The sequence below is a fragment of the Paenarthrobacter sp. AT5 genome (assembly GCF_032764245.1).
GTDB lineage: Bacteria > Actinomycetota > Actinomycetes > Actinomycetales > Micrococcaceae > Arthrobacter > Arthrobacter ureafaciens.
Window position 1 is genome coordinate 1164167 of sequence record NZ_CP136441.1, and the last position, 20004, is coordinate 1184170.

Annotated in this window: 17 protein-coding genes; 9 read left to right on the forward strand and 8 right to left on the reverse strand. The window is 64.4% G+C overall.

Going from position 1 to position 20004, the window contains the following annotated elements; translation table 11 throughout:
* Nucleotides 1-461: 461 nt before the first annotated feature.
* Complete coding sequence (locus RI444_RS05450) at nucleotides 462-1793, forward strand: DUF6350 family protein (protein ID WP_062095618.1); 1332 nt, start codon at nucleotides 462-464, stop codon at nucleotides 1791-1793.
* Nucleotides 1794-1823: 30 nt separating this feature from the next.
* On the opposite strand, the gene RI444_RS05455 is transcribed toward RI444_RS05450, so the two are convergent.
* Entirely contained in the window at nucleotides 1824-2273 is a 450-nt protein-coding gene (locus RI444_RS05455; protein WP_031217079.1) for a hypothetical protein, read from the reverse strand.
* 11 nt (nucleotides 2274-2284) lie between these two features.
* Between RI444_RS05455 and purN the strand changes: the two genes are divergently transcribed.
* Together purN and RI444_RS05465 are read left to right on the forward strand one after the other, a co-directional pair.
* A complete protein-coding gene (purN, locus tag RI444_RS05460; RefSeq protein WP_207604990.1) occupies nucleotides 2285-2860 on the forward strand; it encodes a phosphoribosylglycinamide formyltransferase in 576 nt (191 codons plus the stop codon).
* A gap of 120 nt (nucleotides 2861-2980) precedes the next feature.
* Nucleotides 2981-3682: an endonuclease domain-containing protein gene (locus tag RI444_RS05465; protein WP_207604989.1), complete on the forward strand. Its 702-nt coding sequence runs from the start codon at nucleotides 2981-2983 to the stop codon at nucleotides 3680-3682.
* An 81-nt stretch (nucleotides 3683-3763) separates the two neighbouring features.
* On the opposite strand, the gene RI444_RS05470 is transcribed toward RI444_RS05465, so the two are convergent.
* From RI444_RS05470 to RI444_RS05480, 3 genes are read right to left on the reverse strand one after another with little or no spacing between them, the layout of a single operon-like run.
* The gene (locus tag RI444_RS05470) at nucleotides 3764-5116 is read right to left on the reverse strand and encodes an MFS transporter (RefSeq protein WP_021474106.1); all 1353 of its coding nucleotides are present in this window, start codon (nucleotides 5114-5116) and stop codon (nucleotides 3764-3766) included.
* A gap of 37 nt (nucleotides 5117-5153) precedes the next feature.
* Nucleotides 5154-6104 carry an N-acetylmuramic acid 6-phosphate etherase gene (gene murQ / locus RI444_RS05475; RefSeq protein WP_062095622.1) on the reverse strand — a complete coding sequence of 317 codons (951 nt, stop codon included), beginning with the start codon at nucleotides 6102-6104 and terminating at the stop codon, nucleotides 5154-5156.
* The gene (locus tag RI444_RS05480) at nucleotides 6079-7026 is read right to left on the reverse strand and encodes an N-acetylglucosamine kinase (protein WP_207604988.1); all 948 of its coding nucleotides are present in this window, start codon (nucleotides 7024-7026) and stop codon (nucleotides 6079-6081) included. Before RI444_RS05480 ends, murQ begins: the two co-directional genes overlap by 26 nt.
* Before the next feature lie 142 nt (nucleotides 7027-7168).
* On the opposite strand from RI444_RS05480, the gene purH reads away from it, so the two are divergent.
* On the forward strand, nucleotides 7169-8839 hold the full coding sequence (gene purH, locus RI444_RS05485) for a bifunctional phosphoribosylaminoimidazolecarboxamide formyltransferase/IMP cyclohydrolase (RefSeq protein ID WP_179011663.1): 1671 nt from the start codon (nucleotides 7169-7171) through the stop codon (nucleotides 8837-8839).
* A 137-nt stretch (nucleotides 8840-8976) separates the two neighbouring features.
* Here purH and RI444_RS05490 read toward each other — a convergent pair whose 3' ends face one another.
* A complete protein-coding gene (locus tag RI444_RS05490; protein WP_062095628.1) occupies nucleotides 8977-9975 on the reverse strand; it encodes a trypsin-like serine peptidase in 999 nt (332 codons plus the stop codon).
* A 345-nt stretch (nucleotides 9976-10320) separates the two neighbouring features.
* Between RI444_RS05490 and RI444_RS05495 the strand changes: the two genes are divergently transcribed.
* Entirely contained in the window at nucleotides 10321-12540 is a 2220-nt protein-coding gene (locus RI444_RS05495) for an NADP-dependent isocitrate dehydrogenase (protein WP_062095630.1), read from the forward strand.
* Between the two features lie 71 nt (nucleotides 12541-12611).
* Here RI444_RS05495 and RI444_RS05500 read toward each other — a convergent pair whose 3' ends face one another.
* A complete protein-coding gene (locus RI444_RS05500) occupies nucleotides 12612-13721 on the reverse strand; it encodes an FAD-dependent oxidoreductase (protein ID WP_207604987.1) in 1110 nt (369 codons plus the stop codon).
* 223 nt (nucleotides 13722-13944) lie between these two features.
* Here RI444_RS05500 and RI444_RS05505 point away from each other — a divergent pair, with 223 nt between their 5' ends.
* On the forward strand, nucleotides 13945-14379 hold the full coding sequence (locus RI444_RS05505; RefSeq protein ID WP_207604986.1) for a DoxX family protein: 435 nt from the start codon (nucleotides 13945-13947) through the stop codon (nucleotides 14377-14379).
* A 157-nt stretch (nucleotides 14380-14536) separates the two neighbouring features.
* On the opposite strand, the gene RI444_RS05510 is transcribed toward RI444_RS05505, so the two are convergent.
* Entirely contained in the window at nucleotides 14537-15607 is a 1071-nt protein-coding gene (locus tag RI444_RS05510) for a Gfo/Idh/MocA family protein (protein WP_207604985.1), read from the reverse strand.
* A gap of 196 nt (nucleotides 15608-15803) precedes the next feature.
* On the opposite strand from RI444_RS05510, the gene RI444_RS05515 reads away from it, so the two are divergent.
* Genes RI444_RS05515 through RI444_RS05525 form a run of 3 tightly spaced genes read left to right on the forward strand, consistent with a single transcriptional unit; the run spans nucleotide 15804 to nucleotide 18798 of the window.
* The gene (locus tag RI444_RS05515; protein ID WP_207604984.1) at nucleotides 15804-16889 is read left to right on the forward strand and encodes an efflux RND transporter periplasmic adaptor subunit; all 1086 of its coding nucleotides are present in this window, start codon (nucleotides 15804-15806) and stop codon (nucleotides 16887-16889) included.
* A 2-nt stretch (nucleotides 16890-16891) separates the two neighbouring features.
* A complete protein-coding gene (locus RI444_RS05520; protein WP_062095639.1) occupies nucleotides 16892-17620 on the forward strand; it encodes an ABC transporter ATP-binding protein in 729 nt (242 codons plus the stop codon).
* Nucleotides 17617-18798 carry an ABC transporter permease gene (locus RI444_RS05525; RefSeq protein ID WP_062095642.1) on the forward strand — a complete coding sequence of 394 codons (1182 nt, stop codon included), beginning with the start codon at nucleotides 17617-17619 and terminating at the stop codon, nucleotides 18796-18798. Before RI444_RS05520 ends, RI444_RS05525 begins: the two co-directional genes overlap by 4 nt.
* A gap of 96 nt (nucleotides 18799-18894) precedes the next feature.
* On the opposite strand, the gene RI444_RS05530 is transcribed toward RI444_RS05525, so the two are convergent.
* Entirely contained in the window at nucleotides 18895-19992 is a 1098-nt protein-coding gene (locus tag RI444_RS05530; RefSeq protein ID WP_043427207.1) for a sugar-binding protein, read from the reverse strand.
* Nucleotides 19993-20004: the final 12 nt, after the last annotated feature.

Here is a 20004-nt window from a genome sequence, read left to right on the forward strand (position 1 = left end):
CCGTCGTGCTTTGCTCACCGAGGGGTGAGTTCTCGGGGCTTAGCGCCCGTCTAAGTGGCGAGATCTAACCCCTCGCGGAAGGTGGGGTGCCGTGGCGCCGGAACCCGGGCCGCCGCCGTCGTACTTTGCTCACCGAGGGGTGAGTTCTCGGGGCTTAGCGCCCGTCTAAGTGCCGAGATCTAACCCCTCGCGGCGAGGGTAAGAAGCCAAAAAGAAGGCTGGTGCAACCTGGAGAGTGTCCGTAGGTGGTTGCACCAGCTGCTAGTACGACGTTCTGTTATCAGTTGTGACACTTATTCATTGGCCGCTCCTAGTTCCCGGCTTCGACTTTTTCCGGGCCTTCTGAAGTCTGTGACGCCTTTTCCAATTTTACGGCCTTGATGCCCAAATTGCACGGAAAATGGGGGTTCCGCCGAGTGCCTGCCGGGGGAGCGGGGAGCCCCGTGGCACGATAGATCACGATGAAACTGCGCGCTGATCAGACCGGAAACCGTGGCCTCCCGATGCCCCTTTGGCTGCAGGGTGGTCTGGAAGCGGGGCAGGCAGCAATCCTCTCGGCCATCGTTGTGGTGCTTCCCTTGGTGGGAGTGTGGGCCACGGACGGATTCCAGAACCGGAACGTCGATGCTTTGGCTCGCCTGGCCGGGCAAGCCTGGCTCCTGATCCACGGGGTTCCGCTGCATCTGGCGCAGGTGAACCTTGGGACTGCGGCCCAGCCGGGTTCGGGAATGCTGTCCCTGATCCCGCTCGGGTTGACGCTCATTCCTTTTCTTCTGGCATGGCGTGCCGGCCGCAGGCTTGCCCGCGCCTCCTACACCGACCAGCTCTGGCAGGCGTTTCTTGGCGCGTCCGTGGTTTATGCCGCCTTCGGGACCGCAACGGGCTTCGTGTGCCGCACCCCGGACGTGGTCATCAACCTGTGGTTGGCGATGACCATCCCGTTGATTTCCTTCGGCCTGGGCATGGTGCTCGGCGCCCGGCGTGAGGCCGGTTCGTGGAGCCGCCTCATCGGCGTCGACGCCGTCGCGTGGCTGGCCAAGACCAGCCAGCATTCACGCTGGGCAGGGTCGTACGTCGGCTCTGCGTTGAAGGCCGGGTTCGTGGCCACCATGGCCGCTGTCTCCTTGGCAGCCCTGCTCCTTGCCGTGGACATCGTGTGGCATTGGACGGACATCATCGCCGTTTATGAAGGACTGAAAGCCGGTGCCCTGGGCGGCGCCGTATTGACCATTGCGCAGCTCGGGTTCCTGCCGAACCTGGTGATCTTCACCCTCGCATGGTCCTCCGGCGCAGGCTTCTCGCTCGGCGTGGGCTCCACCGTCGGACCTTTGGGATCCGCCGTCGGACCCCTGCCTGCTGTACCCATCTTCGGTGCGCTTCCCGCGGGCCAGCTCGACCTCGGCGGCATGGCCCTCGCCCTCCCCGTGGTGGCCGGCATCCTGGCCGGCTGGTGGTTCCTCCGTGAGGGCGAGAACCACTTTGACGAGTGGCTGTCCATCAAGATCAAAGCCCGGTGGTTCACGGCCGCCGCTTCAACCCTGTTCCTTGGTGCGTTCATCGGCGTAGTTGCGGGGGCGCTCAGCGGTGCGCTGGCGTGGATCGCCCGCGGCTCGGCCGGGATTGGCCGGCTCACGGAAATTGGCCCCAACCCGCTGTGGACGGCAGTCTGGGTGGCAGCCGAGGTGGGCATCGGCGTCGTGATCGGCTACGCAGTGGGGCCGTGGCTGGAACGCAGCCAGAAGCTGCGCGAAGCGAACCTGGACGAGCCAGCGCTCGACGACGAACACGCCTAAGCCGCCCGGCGTCCGCTCAGCGGATGGAAGCTAGCGCAACGCGCCCGGCATCGACTTTTCCAACTCGGACAAGCACTGCGACTTCGCGGTCTCCGTCAGCGCCGACCGCGTGCAGTCCTGGTACGTTGTGACGTGCTTGAAGAACAGGGCAGTAGTCAGGATCAGCAGGCACATGATCGCCGAGACAACCAACCCGGAAATGGTCCCGAACAACACCAACTTGGAATGCTTGTACTTCACGGCACGGACCAGGACGACGATCCCCAGGACGATGCCGGCGAGGGTCAGGATGGCACTGAGCCACACGTAATTGACGTTCAGCGAGAACACAAAGAACGATCCCAGGGCCGACAACAGGAACGCGCGGAACAGGATCTGCGTCACGCCAAGTGCGGACTTTTGCGCCTCGGGGCCGGGCTGCGGGCTCGGCCGGGGACCGACGTCGGGATTCATGTTTTCCAGCCTACGCGAGCCGCCCATAAGCTAGTGCAATGCGCATTGTTGTCCTCGTGTCCGGTACTGGCTCCAACCTCCAGGCTGTCATCGACGCCGTGAAGTCGGGTGAACTGGACGTGGAGATCGCTGCCGTCGGCGCTGACCGTCCGGACACCTACGGCGTGGAACGCTCCGACGAGGCCGGGATCGATACGTTCGTGGTGAACTTCAATTCCTTCGAAACCCGCGAGGAGTGGGACGCCGCCCTGCGCGACAAGGTCCTTTCCTACAAACCGGACGTCGTGGTGTCCTCGGGCTTCATGCGCATTGTGAGTGCCGACTTCATCGACGCCTTCGACGGCAAATACGTCAACACCCACCCCGCGCTGCTGCCGTCCTTCCCGGGCGCCCACGGGGTCCGCGACGCCATGGCTTACGGCGTGAAGGTCACGGGCTGCACTGTGCACTGGGCCGACGCCGGGGTGGATACGGGCCCGATCATTGCGCAGGAGGCTGTGGTGATCCAGACGGATGACACCGAGGAAACCCTGCACGAACGCATCAAGGTAGTGGAACGCCGCCTCCTGGTGCAGACCCTCGCAGACCTGGCCGCCGCCCCTTCCTCCAACTAGGTCGCATTTGTGCGCATTTTGAACGCCCAGAACGCGCTGTGCTGCGACCTACATTTCGCCTAAGGGCCACGGGCTGTGGATAACCGGGCGGCGGCACTCTGATATTTGTCAGCATGGGGCATGAAGACACCAAGTGCCCTGCCCGATCCGCTGTCATCAACACCGTTCACGTGGCAAGAAGCCGCCCGGGCCGGGATATCACGACGGCGGCTCAGTCACCACAGCCTGGCCTCACCCAGCAGGGCGATTCGAGTGCCCGGGTCCGGAGCCGACCACTCGTTGGCAGACATGGCCCGGCCCCTCACCCAGGTCACGGCATTCTCCGCAGCTTCGCACGCCACGGCCTTCCTGCTGTGGGAGTTCCCGGGCTTCCTGCCGGGCAGCAATGAGCCTGTCATCCACATCTCCCGACCGGAGCCGATGGCGATCCCTCGCCGTCGAGGTGTTGTGGGGCATCGGGGCCAGTTCTTCGACGACGAAATCACCATCGGTGCCGACTCCGCGCCGGAAACGCGACTGAGGCTGGCGCTGGGGCGGGCTGGGCTGCCCACAGCGGAAGCCAACGTGCGCACGGAACTGAGTCCCGGCGTCGAACGTCAACCGGACCTGAGTTTCCGCGAGTGGCGCGTGGCAGTCGACTATGAGGGGGAAGGCCATTCCGAGCCGGAACAAATCGTGCGGGACATCGAGAAGCAGGAAGACTTCGCCCGAGCAGGGTGGATCCTCGTCCGCATCTCAAAGCGCCACATGACCACTGACGCGACAACCGCTGTTCGGAAGGTCAGGCGCGCGCTCGAGCAACACGGCTGGTCACCCATCTAGGTCGCAGCAGTGCGCGTTTAGAGAGCTCTAAACGCGCACAAATGCGACCTAGTTGGGAAGGGAGGGAGGGGGAGAGCGCAGTTACGATAGCTCGCGCTGCTTCGTCTCCGGGGCGAAGAACGCCATCCACAACACGGACAGCAGGACAAGCCCGCCAGCGAGGGCGAAAGACGTCGCCAAGCCGAACTCCGGCCAGAAGTAGGAGGCAAACACGAGGGGCCCGAAGCCGGCGCCGATCCGGGAGAACGTCGACGCCCAGCCGAAGCCGGAGCCACGGAGCTCGGTGGGGTACAGCTCGGACACGTAGGCGTACAGGACGGGAATGGCCACCTGGACCACGAACCCGAACACCAGCAGCCAGGCCACCGCGGCCGAAGGCACATCCACCACGAACGCCACGATCACCAGCGTCACTGCGGACAGCGGACCAGTGATGGCCAGGATCCACTTGCGCCCCACGCGCTCCACCAGGAGCGCTGCGACAATAACGCCCAAAAGCCCGACGGCGGCCATCCCCGCCGTGGTCACGAAGGCCTTGTACTCCTCGAACCCGGCGCCAATGAGGATTCGGGGCATCCACGTGAGGGACAGGTAGTAGACCAACAGCACGGAGAAGAACAGCGCCCAGGCCGCAGTGGTGATCTTCCAGTTGAATGTCCAAATGTTTCGGAGCTGGAGCCACGCGCTGCCGGGGGAGAGGCGCGGCGCATCCTTTGGTTCGGGCAGGCTGTAGGCACGCGGCGTGGCGCCGGTTGCTTCCACGAGGCCGTCGATCACCGCAGCCGCTTCAACGCGACGACCCTTCCGGATCAGGAACAGGGGAGATTCGGGAACTGACCGCCGCACCCAGAACACCAGCAGGGCAGGGATCACCATGACAACCATCGTCAGGCGCCAATCGCCGTACAAAGCCACAAGGCCGGCGGAGACGAATCCGCACAGGGCCGCGCCCACGGGCCACCAACCGTCCATGGCCGTGAGGACTTTGCCCCGCTGTTTTCGGGGTGTGAATTCCCCAACCAGGGCATAGTCCACCGGGATGCAGCCGCCCAAGCCGAAACCGGCCATGAACCGGAAAATGCAGAACCACACGATGTCCGGCGCCAAGGCACCCAGCACCGTGAAGAGGCTGAAGATCAGGAGCGTGGCGGTGAAGGCCTTCTTCCGGCCGATCGTGTCCGCAATGGTGCCCCACGCGAACGCGCCCACGGCCATGCCGATCAGGTTCGAGGTGCCGATCCACGCGGCGTCGGCCGGTTGCAGGGACCAATGTTTGGACAGCAGGGGAATGAGGATGCCGTTGAGCGTCACATCCCAGGCGTCGAACATGAAGCCGAGGCCGCCAATGAGGAAGATCTTGCCCTGGACCTTCCACCGCCAAGGCAGTTCCTGCACCACTTGTTCGCCGCTGGGCACGGTCGTGTACGTATTCATGAGGCCTCCTGCATGCAACTTTAGGCCCTCAGCACCATTACTTTCGGGTTTCGATGGCCCTCCGCAGGAAACCGCCGGCTTCCTCCAGCGCGGGCTTTGCGTCGGCAGGATCCATCCCGGTCAGCAACACCAGAATCGCGGCCTTCACCGAACCCCCAACCGAGTCCAACGCCGTCGCAGCTTCCGAGGCGGAGACACCGGTGGCGTGCTGCACGGTCCGCTGCGAGCGGGCCTGCAACTTGTGGTTGGTCGCGCGAAGATCGACCATCAGGTTCCCGTAGGTCTTGCCGAGTTTCACCATGACCAACGTGCTGATCATGTTCAAGACCAGCTTCTGGGCCGTCCCGGAATTGAGCCTGGTGGAACCCGCGATGAACTCCGGCCCCACGGGCACCTCGATCGCCACGTCGGCCAGATGACTCACCGCCGAGCCCTTGTTGCAGGCCAGCGACGCCGTGAAGGCACCCCTTTTCCGCGCCTCCTCCAACGCGCCGATCACGTAGGGCGTCCTCCCGGAGGCGGTAATACCCACGACGGCGTCCGCTTCCGTCACGTTGATATGGTGCAGGTCCCGCGCGCCAGCGGTGGCGTTGTCCTCGGCGTACTCCACGGGTTTCCGGATCGCCTCAGGGCCTCCCGCGATGAGCCCGACGACGAGTCCCGGCGGGGTGCCGAACGTCGGCGGGCACTCGCTCGCGTCCAGCACGCCCAGGCGCCCAGCGGTCCCGGCGCCCACGTACAAAAGGCGCCCCCCGCGCTGGAGTCGCTCCGCAACGGCGTCGACGGTTTGCGCGATCGCGGAACTCGCCCCGGAAACGGCGGCATGCACGCCGGAGCTGTGGGCGAGCATGGCAGTGACGAGTTCGTCCGTGCCCAGGATGTCCAGGTCTTTGAGACTGTCCGTTGCAGCCTCGGTTTGGAGCCCGGAGAGTTCGGTGCGGAGACCTGCGAGTTTGTCAGCGTCAGTCGGGCCAGTTTGTTCCGTCACGGTGGATGTACCTTTCCTGGAGGAGCCCGCGGCGCTGCGCTGCGAGGGCGGCGCCGTCCAGGCCGTCCCCGAGCGGGGCCACCACTTCAATCCCAGCCGAAGCCAGGGACTTCTGCAAGAGTCCCTCGAAGAACTCCGAGTTGGCCACGCCGCCCAGGATGGCCACGCGCGGCGTCCCGCTCGGATCGCCGCTGGCGGCCAGGAGTACGGTGCGGGTCAGGCCCCGGCACGCCTCGCTGACGATGCCCTGCGCGACGGCGTCACCCGCCTCCGCTGCGTGCAGCACCAAAGGTGCGAAGCGAGCCATCGCCCGGTAGGGGTTGTCCATGTCGGCCAACCAGGCGGGCAGCATGGTCGGGGATTCAACGAGTGCCCCCGCCGCCGCTGAGAGGGAAGTGGCGGGGCCGCCGTCGAACGCCAACAAAACGGCCTGGAGTCCTTGCTGGCCGATCCAGCGTCCGCTGCCGAAATCGCCGAGGTACGGGCCCCAACCGTCGGCCCGGTGCAGGACGCCCGCCTCATCAAAGCGGAATGCCACCGCACCCGTTCCCACGATCAGCGTGGTGCCCGGTCCGCCCTGCAACGCGCCCAGATGGGCAGCAGTGGCATCGGAGAGAACCGCCGCAGGAACACCGAAATGCCGCGACAACATGGTGGCCAGCTCCCGGGACTTTGCCTCCGAAGCCTCGACGCCGGCCACGGCAGCTCCGACGCCGGTGAGGGTGCTGATGGGCAGGCCGGGCGGGAGCAGGGTGGTGGTCTCCAAGACGAGGTCGAACGCCAAGGTGGGACCGTTCTCGACGTGGACTCCGGGGAATCCGTGCTGGTCTGCCGCGCCCAACAATTCGTCGCCGGCGCGAAGCTCAACGCGGCAGCGGCTCTTCCCTATGTCGGCAACAAGAACGACGTCCGTGGCATCCATGGGTCAACCCTATGATGCACGCCACTCCTTGTGGGGCCGGAGACGCAAAATGAGGCCGCCATCGAAACACGATAAACTGCCCCTATCCCCACTCAACGCGACACCACCCGCGCTATCTACGCGACCTAAGACGGAGACTTTTGTGAGCTTGACGCAGCTTGACCGTGTTCCCATCCGCCGTGCACTGATCTCGGTTTACGACAAGACGGGACTGGAGGAGCTCGCAAAGGGCCTGCACGCAGCCGGCGTCGCGATCGTGTCCACCGGCTCCACGGCCAAGAAGATCGCCGCAGCCGGCATTCCGGTGAAGGAAGTCGAAGAAGTCACCGGCTCCCCGGAAATGCTGGACGGCCGCGTCAAGACCCTGCACCCGCGCGTGCACGGCGGCATCCTCGCCGACCGCCGCGTCCCGGCGCACATGGAAACCCTCACCTCCATGGAAATCGAGACCTTCGACCTCGTGGTGGTGAACCTGTACCCGTTCGTCGAGACCGTGAAGTCCGGCGCCGCACAGGACGACGTTGTTGAGCAGATCGACATCGGAGGCCCCGCCATGGTGCGCTCGGCCGCAAAGAACCACGCCGCCGTCGCCATCGTCACGGACCCCAACTTCTACGGTGCCGTTGTTGACGCCGCCGCACATGGTGGATTCGACCTCAAGACCCGCCGCCGCCTGGCAGCGAAGGCCTTCGCCCACACTGCGAGCTACGACAACGCTGTTGCTTCCTGGACTGCCAGCCAGTTCCTGGACGAAGACGGCGACGGCGTCATTGACTGGCCCGCCTACGCCGGCCTGGCCTTGGAGCGTTCCGAGGTCCTCCGCTACGGCGAAAACCCGCATCAGCAGGCTGCCCTCTATGTGGACAAGGCCGCTCCGGCTGGCATCGCCCAGGCTGACCAGCTCCACGGCAAGGCCATGAGCTACAACAACTTCGTCGACGCCGATGCCGCCCTGCGCGCTGCTTTCGACTTCGCTGAGCCCGCCGTAGCGATCATCAAGCACGCCAACCCGTGCGGTGTTGCAGTTGGCTCCGCTGATGCTGCCGACCCGATCGCCGACGCCCACGCCAAGGCCCACGCCTGCGATCCCGTATCCGCTTTCGGTGGCGTCATCGCAGCGAACCGCACCGTCACTGCAGGCATGGCCCGCACGGTCGCGGACATCTTCACCGAGGTGGTCATTGCGCCGGATTTCGAACCGGAAGCCGTGGAGATCCTCTCCAAGAAGAAGAACATCCGCCTCCTCGCTCTGCCCGAGGGCTACGGCCGCTACCCCTCCGAGATGCGCCAGGTTTCCGGTGGCGTCCTGGTCCAGATGACGGACAAGGTGGACGCCGACGGCGACAACCCCGCCAACTGGACCCTCGCCGCCGGCGAAGCCGCTGACGACAAGACCCTCGCCGACCTCGCTTTCGCGTGGACTGCCTGCCGGGCGGCCAAGTCGAACGCCATCCTGCTCGCGGACAACGGCGCAGCAGTGGGCATCGGCATGGGACAGGTCAACCGCCTCGACTCCTGCAAACTGGCTGTGGAGCGCGCCAACACGCTGGGCGTCCAGGTGGAGTCCGACGTCGAAGGTGCCGGCGGTGCCTCCAACGCCAGCGGTGCCGGCGCTCCTGAGCGCGCACGCGGCGCCGTGGCAGCTTCGGATGCCTTCTTCCCCTTCGCTGACGGACTGCAGATCCTGATCGACGCCGGTGTCCGCGCAGTCGTCCAGCCGGGTGGATCGGTCCGCGACGATGAAGTCATCGCTGCCGCGAACGCTGCCGGCATCACGATGTACTTCACCGGCGCACGCCACTTCTTCCACTAGTCCCCACCGCCTCCCTAACCTCGCTGCGCTTCGGCCAGGGAGCCCGGGCGGCGTGGGCCCATACAGCGCAACGGCGGCCGCCCCCGAAAAGGGACGGCCGCCGTCGTACTTAACAGGGGCCTGCTACAAAGGACCGGTTACGAAGCCGCAGCCGCCGTGTAGGTGGACTGGATCACGGAGCCCCAGTACGGGCCGTACATGGTGCTGGAGTTGCTGCCGTAGCCGTAGGAGTTCACGGAGTTCTGGTAACCGCTGGAGCTGTTGCCGATGAACCACGGACCGCCCGAGGATCCACCGGTCATGTTGCACGGGATGCCCTGGGTGAGGAACTGCGGGTTGTAAGGATCGTTGGTGGCGGTGCCGGAGCAGCTCTTAAGGGATTCGCCATTGAAGGGTGCAGCTGCCGGGTAGCCGAAGGACTTGTAGCTCAGGCCGCGGGCGGCGTTGAACTGGACACCGGAGGAGCCCACGACGTCGGCGAGCCTCTTGCCGTTGAGCGTGTTCACCACTGCGAAGGCGGTATCGTACTGCATGTTGCCGTTGGACGCCCACTGGGTGGGGGAGTACAGAGCTTTCGCCGTCCACTTGCCGTACGGTGCGGAGCCGTTCAGGTAGGCGGGAACGAAGACCAGGTTGGTGGCGTACGCTCCGGGCCCCTCGTTGACGCAGTGGCCGGCGGTGGACACGGTGCTCTTATTCGCTGCCGTGACGGAGTTGCCGGAGCAGACGTAGTTGGAGCCGCCGAGGGTGAAGAAGATCTTGCCGATGTGCTTGACCGGCGTCTCGGACTGGTTGACCTTGAGGTTGATGTTCTTGTCGGCGGCGGCCTGCTGGCCTTCGATGCTGGTGACGGCGCCCGGAGCTTCGGCCACCGGAGCCTTGCCGAGGTTCAAGAGCCCGCTGCGCTGCAGGGCTTTGCTGGCGAGGACATCGCCGCTCTTGGCGGACTTCATCCGCTCCGGGGTCCAGTAGTCTGCAGCGCCGTTGTCTGAGGCTACGTGGCGGCTGACCGCAGCGCCGTTCGAGTCGGTGTCCTTCGCGGGGGCCGCGTTTGCGCTGGTTGTTCCAACCAGGGCGAGGATCGCGGCGGCGGACAGACTCAGAAGGCTTGTGGCCAGGGTCTTGGTTTTTGTCACGTTGTTCCTACCTAATCGAGCGAGTGAGGCGGCCAGTGATGGCGACCGCCGACTGACGGAATCGAAGCTACCCGCCGTGTGACAACTTTGTAAAGAGATGTTTCAGATTTTGTGATATTTTGCTGTCACTTGGACCGGGACGGCTGGCGGGGAGGTACGACGGCGGGGAGTCGCCACCGTTGTTAGGCCCGCCGTCGCGCTTTTCGACGGTCCGGAGGTACGGGCAAGGTGCTTGTGAAAGCGGTAACGCAAGGCGTGATCCCGGACACGAACGGCCCTCAAACAGGTGCGCTCGGGTAAGTTAGAGATGTTGAAATCTGCAGACTTTCAGGGAGAACCCCGCCAATGGCCAAGATTATCTATACCCACACAGACGAAGCGCCGATGCTGGCTACCTACTCATTCCTGCCGATTGTGGAAGCGTATGCCTCGACCGCAGGTGTGGAGGTCGAGACCCGCGATATCTCGCTGGCCGGCCGCATCATCGCCGTATTCGGTGATTTCCTGACTGAGGAGCAGCGCACGGGCAATGCCCTGGCTGAACTTGGCGAACTGGCAAAGCAGCCGGAAGCCAACATCATCAAGCTGCCCAACATCAGTGCTTCCGTCCCGCAGCTCAAGGCCGCCATCGCCGAGCTCCAGGCCCAGGGTTACGCCCTCCCGGACTACCCGGACAACCCCTCTTCCGACACTGAGACGGACATCCGTTCCCGGTACGACAAGATCAAGGGCTCCGCCGTGAACCCGGTCCTGCGTGAGGGCAACTCGGACCGCCGCGCGCCGCTGTCGGTGAAGAACTACGCCCGCCAGAACCCGCACTCCATGGGCGCCTGGACCGCGGACTCCAAGACCAACGTTGCCACCATGGGCCAGAACGACTTCCGCTCCAACGAGAAGTCCGTTGTCATCGAAGCCGATGATGCCCTCTCCATCCAGCTGGTCCGTGAAGACGGCTCCGTCAAGGTCCTCAAGAAGGACTTCCCCGTTCTGGCCGGCGAGGTTGTGGACGGTACCGTCCTCCGCGCCGAAGCCCTGGACGAATTCCTCAAGGCCCAGGTTGCCCGTGCCAAGGAAGAGGGCATCCTCTTCTCCGCACACCTGAAGGCCACCATGATGAAGGTCTCCGACCCCATCATTTTCGGCCACGTCGTGAAGGCCTACTTCTCTGAGCTGTTCGACACCTACGGCAAGCAGCTGGCTGCCGCAGGCATCAACCCGAACAACGGCCTCGCCGCCATCCTCAATGGTCTCGACGAACTGCCCGAGGATGTCCGCGAAGGCGTCAAGACGGCCATCACCAAGGGCCTCGAAGAAGGTCCCGCCCTGGCAATGGTCGACTCGGACAAGGGCATCACCAGCCTGCACGTTCCTTCCGACATCATCGTGGACGCTTCCATGCCCGCCATGATCCGTTCCTCCGGCCACATGTGGGGCCCGGACGGCAAGGAAGCCGACACACTGGCAGTCCTCCCGGACAGCTCCTACGCCGGTGTGTACCAGGTTGTTATTGACGACTGCCGCGCCAACGGTGCGTTCGATCCCACCACCATGGGCACCGTCCCCAACGTCGGCCTCATGGCCCAGGCCGCTGAAGAATACGGTAGCCACGACAAGACGTTCGAGATCGAAGCAGCCGGAACCGTCCAGCTCGTGAACCGCGCAGGCACCGTACTGATCGAACACCAGGTTTCCCCGGGCGATATCTGGCGCGCTTGCCAGACCAAGGACGTGCCGATCCGTGACTGGGTCAAGCTGGCTGTCACCCGCGCCCGCGCTTCGGAGACCCCGGCCGTCTTCTGGCTGGACAAGGGCCGCGCCCACGACGCCAACCTGATCGCCAAGGTCAACGAGTACCTCAAGGACCACGACACCGAGGGCCTGCAGATCGAGATCCTCTCCCCGGAAGAGGCCACCGCCTTCACCTTGGAGCGCATCCGCAAGGGCCAGGACACCATCTCCGTTACCGGCAACGTGCTCCGCGACTACCTCACGGACCTGTTCCCGATCCTCGAACTCGGCACCAGCGCCAAGATGCTCTCCATCGTTCCGCTGATCAACGGCGGCGGCCTGTTCGAGACCGGTGCCGGTGGCTCCGCCCCGAAGCACGTCCAGCAACTGGTCAAGGAAAACCACCTCCGCTGGGACAGCCTGGGTGAATTCCTCGCCCTGGCCGTGAGCTTCGAGCACCTTGCCACCACCACCGGCAACGCCCGTGCCCAGGTCCTGGCCGACACCCTCGACCGAGCCACCGGCACGTTCCTGCTGGAGAACAAGTCCCCGCGCCGCAGCGTTGGCGAGCTGGACAACCGCGGAAGCCACTTCTACCTCGCCATGTACTGGGCGCAGGAACTGGCGAAGCAGTCCTCCGACGCGGAGCTGGCAGCAGCCTTCGCACCGATCGCCGAGGAACTGACCTCCAACGAGGACGCAATCGTCGGCGAGCTGAACGCAGTCCAGGGCCCCGCCGTCGATCTTGGCGGTTACTACCGTCCGGACGCTGCCAAGGCCGCTGAGGTCATGCGCCCGTCGGCAACCTTCAACAAGGTCCTCGCGACCCTGAAGTAAGCTCCCAACTGACTCGCAGTTGCGGTTGTTTTGAGAACTCAGAACAACCCCGACTGCGAGTCAGTTTGCGTTTAACGGTCCGCTGCGAACCGTGCGGGGGCCGTGCCGCCGTCGACGATGTCCTTCAGCACCCGGCCGATCGCCGGGGTGAACTTGAAACCGTGGCCTGAGAAGCCCGCGCCCACCACCAGCGGGCCGAACCGGTCCAGGACGAAGTCCTCGTTGGGCGTGGTGGTGTAGGTGCAGCTGATGGGAACCGCCGTTGAAGGGTCGACGCCGGGAAGCCACTCTTCGGCGTAGCGCACCAAGGCCTCGAGCTGCTGGGGGATGGGCTGGAACGTGCGCTCGTCGGGATCCATGACGGGACCCACGCCGTGCCAGCCCGCCTTGACCCCCTCGCCAGGGGTGAGCATGCCGTAAACGGGGCTGTACCAGTATTCGTAGAGTTCGTTGTTTGGATCGGGGTCCGGGTTGTGGTTGAAGCTCGGCCACACCAACGTGTTGTCCACCGGGGTGAAGTGCGCAGGCTGCTCCTGGGTGACCACCAAAGCCGGCAGTTCCGCCAGTCCGTCGAGCACTTTGGCGGTCCAGGCACCTGCCGTGACCACGACCCGTCGGGCCGTGTAATCCTCTTCCTCCGTCACTACCACCACCGAATCGGGACCGTCCACGCGGATGTCGCGGACCGGCGTCGAGTATTTGAAGACTGCGCCCTTGGATTCGGCGGATGTCCGCAGTGCTTTGAGCGCGTCAGCTGAGCGGACCCGGCCTGAACCCGGGACGAAGAGCACGTCCGTGGCGAAGTTTATGCCCTTCCAGCGGTCGGCGGCCTCGGTGGGGGAGATGAAGTAGCTTTCGATTCCGCGTTCCTGGTGAGCCGCGTGGATTTGCTGCAGCTTAGGGGTGTTGCCGTGGTTGGCCAGCCCCACCAGGTCCAGGAGCGGAGCGCCGTGTTCGGCCGCAAGCTCATCCCAAAGGATCTTGGACTCCGCCAGGAGGTCCAGGTAATCGGCCTCCGCGTAAGCGGTGTTGAAGTTGCGGGTGGCCCCGTGGGAAGCACCGATGTGGTGCCCGGCTTCGAACTGTTCCAGGAGGATCACGGATTTGCCGGCCCGGGATAATTGCCATGCGGCAGCCGATCCCATGGCTCCGCCGCCGACTACCACCACATCAACCTGCATACCCGCTCCATTCCTCGCGCGGCTCCTGCATCCGGGGGCCACCTCTCATTCTGCCCCCACTCACCCAACTAGATCGCAATTGTGCGCGTTTTGACGTCGCTAAACGCGCACAATTGCGACCTACTTGGGTGGGGCGCGCAGCGGGTTGGGTGGGTTGCGCGGGTTGCGGGGTGGCGCTGGGCCGGTTTGGTGAGCCGCGCTTGGGCATGGAAGATTGGGATGCGTGAAATTCCTTCACCCGTCTCCCAAGTCCTCTTCCCGCGGCATCACCATCCTGCGCGTCGCGTTCGGTGCGCTGCTGCTGGTCCACGGCGTGCAGAAGTTCACGGCGGGACACGCCGCGTTTGCCGCCTCCGTCGCCGCAATGGGCGTGCAGAAGCCGGACATCATTGCCTGGCTGGTGATCGCAGGCGAATTGGGCCTCGGGCTGCTGCTGGTGCTCGGAGCGCTGACCCGGGTGGCCGGCTTCCTCGCGGCAATCCTCATCGGTTCCATCTGGTTCGTCACGGAAGCGGGCAAGCCCCTGCTGACCGACGCGTCGGGCGTTACCGCGGAGCTGCTGATCATCTACTTCGCGATCGCAGTGTCCCTGATTTTTCTCGGCCCCGGCGCACTGTCCCTGGACCGGAAGCTGGCGAAGCAACCCGCCCGCCGTTAACTCACCTGGGTTAAAGCACGACGACGACGGCGGAGCGCGCCTTCAGCGCCCCGGCACAAACTCCCCGTTCCTCTATCACATCCCGCCCCCTTCAGGCGGTTCCTCTATCACATCCCGAGGCATATGGGAGGTTCCTCTGGCACATCCCGCCGACGGCCTACCGGGCGTCGTTCGGGTACCGGATGCCCAACTGGGACCGAACGCCGTCGAAAAGCCGCATGACGCCGACGGAATCCTCAAGCGGCATGGTCGGGCTTTCGGCCAGCCCCTGTTGGATGCAGCGGGTCACCTCCCGGAGTTCGTAGGTGTAACCGATGCCAACGACGTCGAACCGTTCATGGCGTGGCTCATCCCAACCCACCCGAACCACCAGCTCGCGCGGGTTGTTCACGGATCCAATCGTCTGCACATAACCGAGTCCGCCGGCGACAGTGGCGTTGCGGGGTCCATGTGCCGTCAGGGACGAGGTCAGTTGGGCCTGGGCGCCGGTGTCGTAGCCGAGGGTAAGTGCATTCTGGCTGTCCACTCCGTCTTCGTTCAAGGATGCGATGGCGGTCACGGACTGCGGAAAGCCCAGTGTGCCGAGGGCCCACAGCAACGGGTACACGGTGATATCCAAAAGTGCGCCGCCGCCGTCGTTGAGGGCCCAAAGCCGGGCCGTGGGGTCGTACGGGGCAGGGAATCCGAGGTCGGCCGAAACCCACTGGACCTGACCTATCTCTCCGGAGTCGGCAATAGCGAAAGCGCGTTGCATGCTCGGAAGGAAGCGGCTCCATACGGCCTCCATGAAGAAGACCTTCTGTTCCCTGGCCAGCCTGACCAGCTCTGTGGCTTCCCGGGCGTTGATGGTCAGGGCCTTCTCGCACAGCACATGCTTGCCGGCGCGCAACGCGGCGGATGCTATGTGGAAGTGTTGGGCATGGGGAGTGGCGACGTAAACGACGTCGACGGCGGGATCGTCGAACATGCGCTGGTAGCCGGGCACCCCGCCGTCGTCTCCGTACCCTTTACTGAAACCGACGGTTTGGGCAAAGGCGTCCGCCGCTTCCTGCGTGCGGGAACTGACCGCGTAGAGCTCGGCATCCTCAAGGAGCGACAGGTCCTGCGAGACGCTGCCGGCGATGTTCCCCGTTGACACTACGCCCCACCGCAGGCGCCGCCCGGTGGCAGCTCGGGGGTCCTGGTTGATCTGGGTGGACAGCCATGGTTTGGCGATAGGGAGAGTCATGCCTCACAGTCTCTCACTGCTGTCCAGCAGTCCCGGGGTAATTCGCGGGTCCGGGGTTCCAAAGGCTTCAAATCTCCCGACACGGTAAGCATCCTGTTCATCATTCCGGATGACGAGGCGCGGCCAAGGCTTCGCTTAGGCTGGAGCAATCATCCCTCGCAGAGGTTCTGTGGGGAGTTACCGAAACGGAGCAGGGATGGGTGTTTTTCGGCGTGTCATTTTGCCGGTTGCCTGGTTATTGGTGTTCGCCATCATCGCAGTGGCATTGGTCAAGATCGCTTTCATTGACGGACTTAAGTCCACAGCTTCAGAGCCGGCGCCACTGGCGGAAGTAGCCATTCCGACCGTTCCAGCCACGCGGGCCACGATCACCAATACAGTGCAGATCAAAGGCACGGTGCAGAGCGATGCCGCGGAATCCGTGCGCAGTACGTCAGCCGGCAGCGTCAATAAGGTCTTCGTTGAACAGGGGGCCACAGTGTCCCAAGGCGACCCCCTGTTCCAGGTCAAGGCCGAACGGGCCGTGACCAACCCGCAAGTGTCCAAGGACGGAACACCGCCGAAGCCGGTCTATGACTATTTCAACGTCCTGGCCCCCGGCACCGGGACGCTGCAGTCACTCAGTACGCTGATCGACCAGCAAGTCAGTGTCGGCGAGACTGTCGGAAAGATCGACCCCGGCACGTACACTGTTGCCGGATCCGTCACCGCCGCGCAGCAGTATCGGCTGCTTGGCAAGCCCGGTCCCGCGGAGATCGAACTGGCAGGAGGCCCGGCGCCCTTCCAGTGCGGCGAGGTGACACTCAAGAACAACGCATCCGACGACGGCGGAAGCGGCTCAGTGGGCATGTCCGGCTCGGGCGGGGGTCCCGGCATGGGCGTCGGATTTGCCATGGCTGGCCCAGGGGGCGGCGGGGGACAGCAGGACGGCGGCAGCACCCCCACGGGCACGTTAAGTTGCGCCGTGCCGTCGGACCAGCAGGTGTTCGCCGGCCTCGGTGCCACCTTGACGGTCAGCGCGGGAGTAGCCACGGATGTTGTCACCGTGCCGTTGACCTCGGTGAAGGGCAGCGTAAAGGACGGTGTTGTCTGGATCGCGGGTTCAAGCGGAGGAGCACCGGAGCAGCGCCAGGTGCAGCTCGGCTTGAACGATGGCTCCGCTGTTGAGGTGGTGTCCGGCTTGTCGGAGGGCGAGCAGGTCCTTGAGTTCGTTCCGGGTGCTCCGGCTGCGCAAGACCCGATGATGGGACCTGCCCAAGGCACTTACATTCCGGCGGGCTAGTCATGACGTCACTAAGCCCTAGCGAAACCCTGGTCAGCCTCCGCGCGGTGACACGCTCTGTGACGCTGCCCGATGCCCAGCATCTCCACATCCTTCGAGGCATTGACCTGGAGGTGCTCAGCGGCGACCACACAGCAATCGTTGGAAGGTCCGGCTGCGGCAAATCAACCTTGCTCAATCTCCTCGGTCTCCTGGACGTTCCAACATCCGGCGAGCTGGAGTTCCTTGGGCAGCCCGCGGAGCGGCTCGGCAGTAACGCCCGGGCCCGGTTACGCGGCTCAACGGTGGGGTTTGTGTTTCAGCAGTTCAACCTCTTGCCTGGACGCAGCGCCTTGGACAACGTCATCACGCCGCTGCTCTACGCCAAGGGCAGGGAATTCTGGCGTCGCAGGGAGCTCGCCATGAACATGCTGGACCGGGTTGGTTTGGCCGACCGCGCCCACACTATGCCGAACATGCTCTCCGGTGGTGAACAACAGCGCGTGGCCATCGCACGTGCCCTGGTCCGCGGGCCACGTCTCATTCTCGCGGACGAACCAACCGGCGCTCTCGACGTCGAAACCGGACAATCCGTTATGGCCCTTCTGGATACAGTGGCCACTGAAACTGCCGCCGCCCTTGTGACGATCACACACGACGTCAACGTGGCTGCGCTCGCCCGCGCCTGCTATCGGCTCGATTCCGGTGTCCTGGGTCCTATGAGCCTTGAAGAAGCAGGAGCGCCAGTATGATCGGCTTCGTGTCATCGTTGGTAGAGGCATGGCAGGAACTGCGCATCAACAAGGTGCGCATACTTCTGGCCCTGCTGGGCGTGGCATTGTCCGTTGCTGCCTTGACGTCCGTGGTGGGGGTCGGAAACCTGGCCAGGGAAGGCTACAAAGAGCAATCCGAACGGAACGGCGGCCGGGTGGCAACGTTATCCCTCGGTGTGTACGGGCCTTCCTCTCCGGACCCGGCCACCCTGGAAAAGGCCTATCAGGGCGTCCAGCAACGCTATGGGATCACCACATCCACCCATGTGGGGCGCACGCAGGCCGAGTTCCAGCTTCCGCGTGGCGTCACGAAGGTGGACACAACCATCGTGGACGTCGGATATGGCGTGATCCACCGTGTTCCCTTGACGCAAGGAACGTGGTTTGCCTCCGATGACCACCGGAGGTTGGCGCCCGCCGTCGTGGTCTCCGAAGCCTTCTATAACAGGGCTGGCAGGCCCAACCTGTCCAACAACCCCACGGTTACCGTCCCGGGTGATCACCCGGCAACCGTGGTGATCATCGGCGTCGTTCCCGACGTGTGGCCCGATACGCCGCCGGCCGCGTTCATTCTCACCGAAGGCGCGGCCATGGCGGGCATGAGGTCGGAGATGTCCGAATTCAAGATCTGGGTGGGGGAGGAGCAGGCTGAGGCCCTGACGGCCGCCATCACCGCCGATCTCCAGAGTCAGTTTCCGGGGTTCTCCGCGCAGGCCAACCGCATGGACTATGCGGCGCACGGGGATCCGCTCGGGCCGGCCCAACTGGTGATCGTCGGCGTCGCTGGACTGGTTCTCCTCCTCGGTGCCGTGGGTATGCTCAACATCTCCATGGTCACCGTGCGCTACAGGGTCCGGGAGATCGGCATCCGCCGGAGTTTCGGTGCTACCTCCGGTCGGATCTTCTTCGGGGTCATGATGGAGTCCGTGGTGGCCACCGCCTGCGCCGGACTGCTGGGGGTCATGGTGGCAGTTGCCGTGGTGAAGAATCCCTGGATCCAGTCGAAGGTGGCGCCGAGCCTGACAGAGTATCCGCCGTTCCCGATCGACGCCGCCCTGCTCGGGTTCGGTGCAGCCGTCCTCGTCGGAGCGCTCGCCGGAGCGATTCCTGCACTCGTGGCAGTGCGGGTCAAAGTCATTGATGCGATCCGGTTCTGACCTCTTCAACGGCGGCGAACCCCAAAACCGCGGAACGCAAAAGCCCCGGTCCGCCTGTTCTGGCGGGCCGGGGCTCCTTGCTAAGGGGTAACGCGACTACTTGGTGATCGGGCCGAGTACCGGATCGTCGACGTAAGCCGTCTTGACGTTCTCAGCAGTAACGATCTGCGGAGGCAGGAGGTACGCCGGAACGGTCTTGACGCCGTTCTTGTACGAATCCTTGTCGTTGATCTCCAGTTCCTTGCCGGCCTGCAGGTCCTTCACCATGGTGATGGCGTGCTCAACCAGCTTGCGGGTGTCCTTGTTGATGGTGGAGTACTGCTCGCCGGCCATGATCGACTTGACGGACTCAACCTCGGAGTCCTGGCCGGTCACAACGGGGAGCGGCTTGCCGGCAGCCTTGACGGAGGTCAGGACTGCGCGGGCCAGGGTGTCGTTCGGGGAGAGAACACCGTCGAGCGAAGCGGAGCCGTAGCTGCCGGTCAGCAGGGTGTCGGCGCGACGCTGGGCGTTTTCAGCCTTCCAACCCTGGGTAACAGCCTGCTCGAAAGCGGTTTGGCCCGAGAGTACCTTGAGGGTGCCGTCGTCGATCTTCGGCTTCAGGACGCTCATGGCGCCGTCGAAGAAGACCTTGGCGTTGGCATCGTCAGGAGAACCGGCAAACAGTTCGATGTTGTACGGGCCGGAGGGCTTCTTGGCCTTCAGTCCGTCCAGCAGTGCCTGTCCCTGCAGCTCGCCAACCTTGAAGTTGTCGTAGGCCACGTAGTAGTCCACGTTCTCGGTATTGAGGAGCAGACGGTCGTAGGCGATGACGGTTGCGCCGGCATCCTTGGCCTGCTTGAGCTGGGTACCCAGCTGGGCGCCGTCGATGGCACCCACAACGATCACCTTGGCACCCTTGGTGACCATGGCGCTGATCTGGTTCTGCTGCTCGGAAACGCCGCCGTTGGCGAACTGAACGTCCGGCTTGAAGCCGGCTTCGTTGAGGCCATCGTTGAACAGCTTCTCCGCGAGGACCCAGTTCTCACTGGTCTTCTGCGGAAGTGCGACGCCGATCAGCGAGTCCTTGGGGAACGCTTCCCCGCCAGCTGTGCTGCTGCTTGAGCCGCTGTCGGAGCGGCCGCAGGCTGTCAGCGCCAGTGCCGCGATGGCAGCGACTGCTGCTGCCTTTCCTGCTTTACCAAACATTCGCATATCTTGGTTCAC

Excerpts from the sequence above, each read along its gene's own strand:
- RI444_RS05450 (WP_062095618.1), top strand. The coding sequence starts at position 462 with ATGAAACTGCGCGCTGATCAGACCGGAAACCGTGGCCTCCCGATGCCC.
- RI444_RS05455 (WP_031217079.1), bottom strand. The coding sequence starts at position 2,273 with ATGGGCGGCTCGCGTAGGCTGGAAAACATGAATCCCGACGTCGGTCCC.
- purN (WP_207604990.1), top strand. The coding sequence starts at position 2,285 with ATGCGCATTGTTGTCCTCGTGTCCGGTACTGGCTCCAACCTCCAGGCT.
- RI444_RS05465 (WP_207604989.1), top strand. The coding sequence starts at position 2,981 with ATGAAGACACCAAGTGCCCTGCCCGATCCGCTGTCATCAACACCGTTC.
- RI444_RS05470 (WP_021474106.1), bottom strand. The coding sequence starts at position 5,116 with ATGAATACGTACACGACCGTGCCCAGCGGCGAACAAGTGGTGCAGGAA.
- RI444_RS05480 (WP_207604988.1), bottom strand. The coding sequence starts at position 7,026 with ATGGATGCCACGGACGTCGTTCTTGTTGCCGACATAGGGAAGAGCCGC.
- RI444_RS05495 (WP_062095630.1), top strand. The coding sequence starts at position 10,321 with ATGGCCAAGATTATCTATACCCACACAGACGAAGCGCCGATGCTGGCT.
- RI444_RS05500 (WP_207604987.1), bottom strand. The coding sequence starts at position 13,721 with ATGCAGGTTGATGTGGTGGTAGTCGGCGGCGGAGCCATGGGATCGGCT.
- RI444_RS05510 (WP_207604985.1), bottom strand. The coding sequence starts at position 15,607 with ATGACTCTCCCTATCGCCAAACCATGGCTGTCCACCCAGATCAACCAG.
- RI444_RS05515 (WP_207604984.1), top strand. The coding sequence starts at position 15,804 with ATGGGTGTTTTTCGGCGTGTCATTTTGCCGGTTGCCTGGTTATTGGTG.
- RI444_RS05520 (WP_062095639.1), top strand. The coding sequence starts at position 16,892 with ATGACGTCACTAAGCCCTAGCGAAACCCTGGTCAGCCTCCGCGCGGTG.
- RI444_RS05525 (WP_062095642.1), top strand. The coding sequence starts at position 17,617 with ATGATCGGCTTCGTGTCATCGTTGGTAGAGGCATGGCAGGAACTGCGC.
- RI444_RS05530 (WP_043427207.1), bottom strand. The coding sequence starts at position 19,992 with ATGCGAATGTTTGGTAAAGCAGGAAAGGCAGCAGCAGTCGCTGCCATC.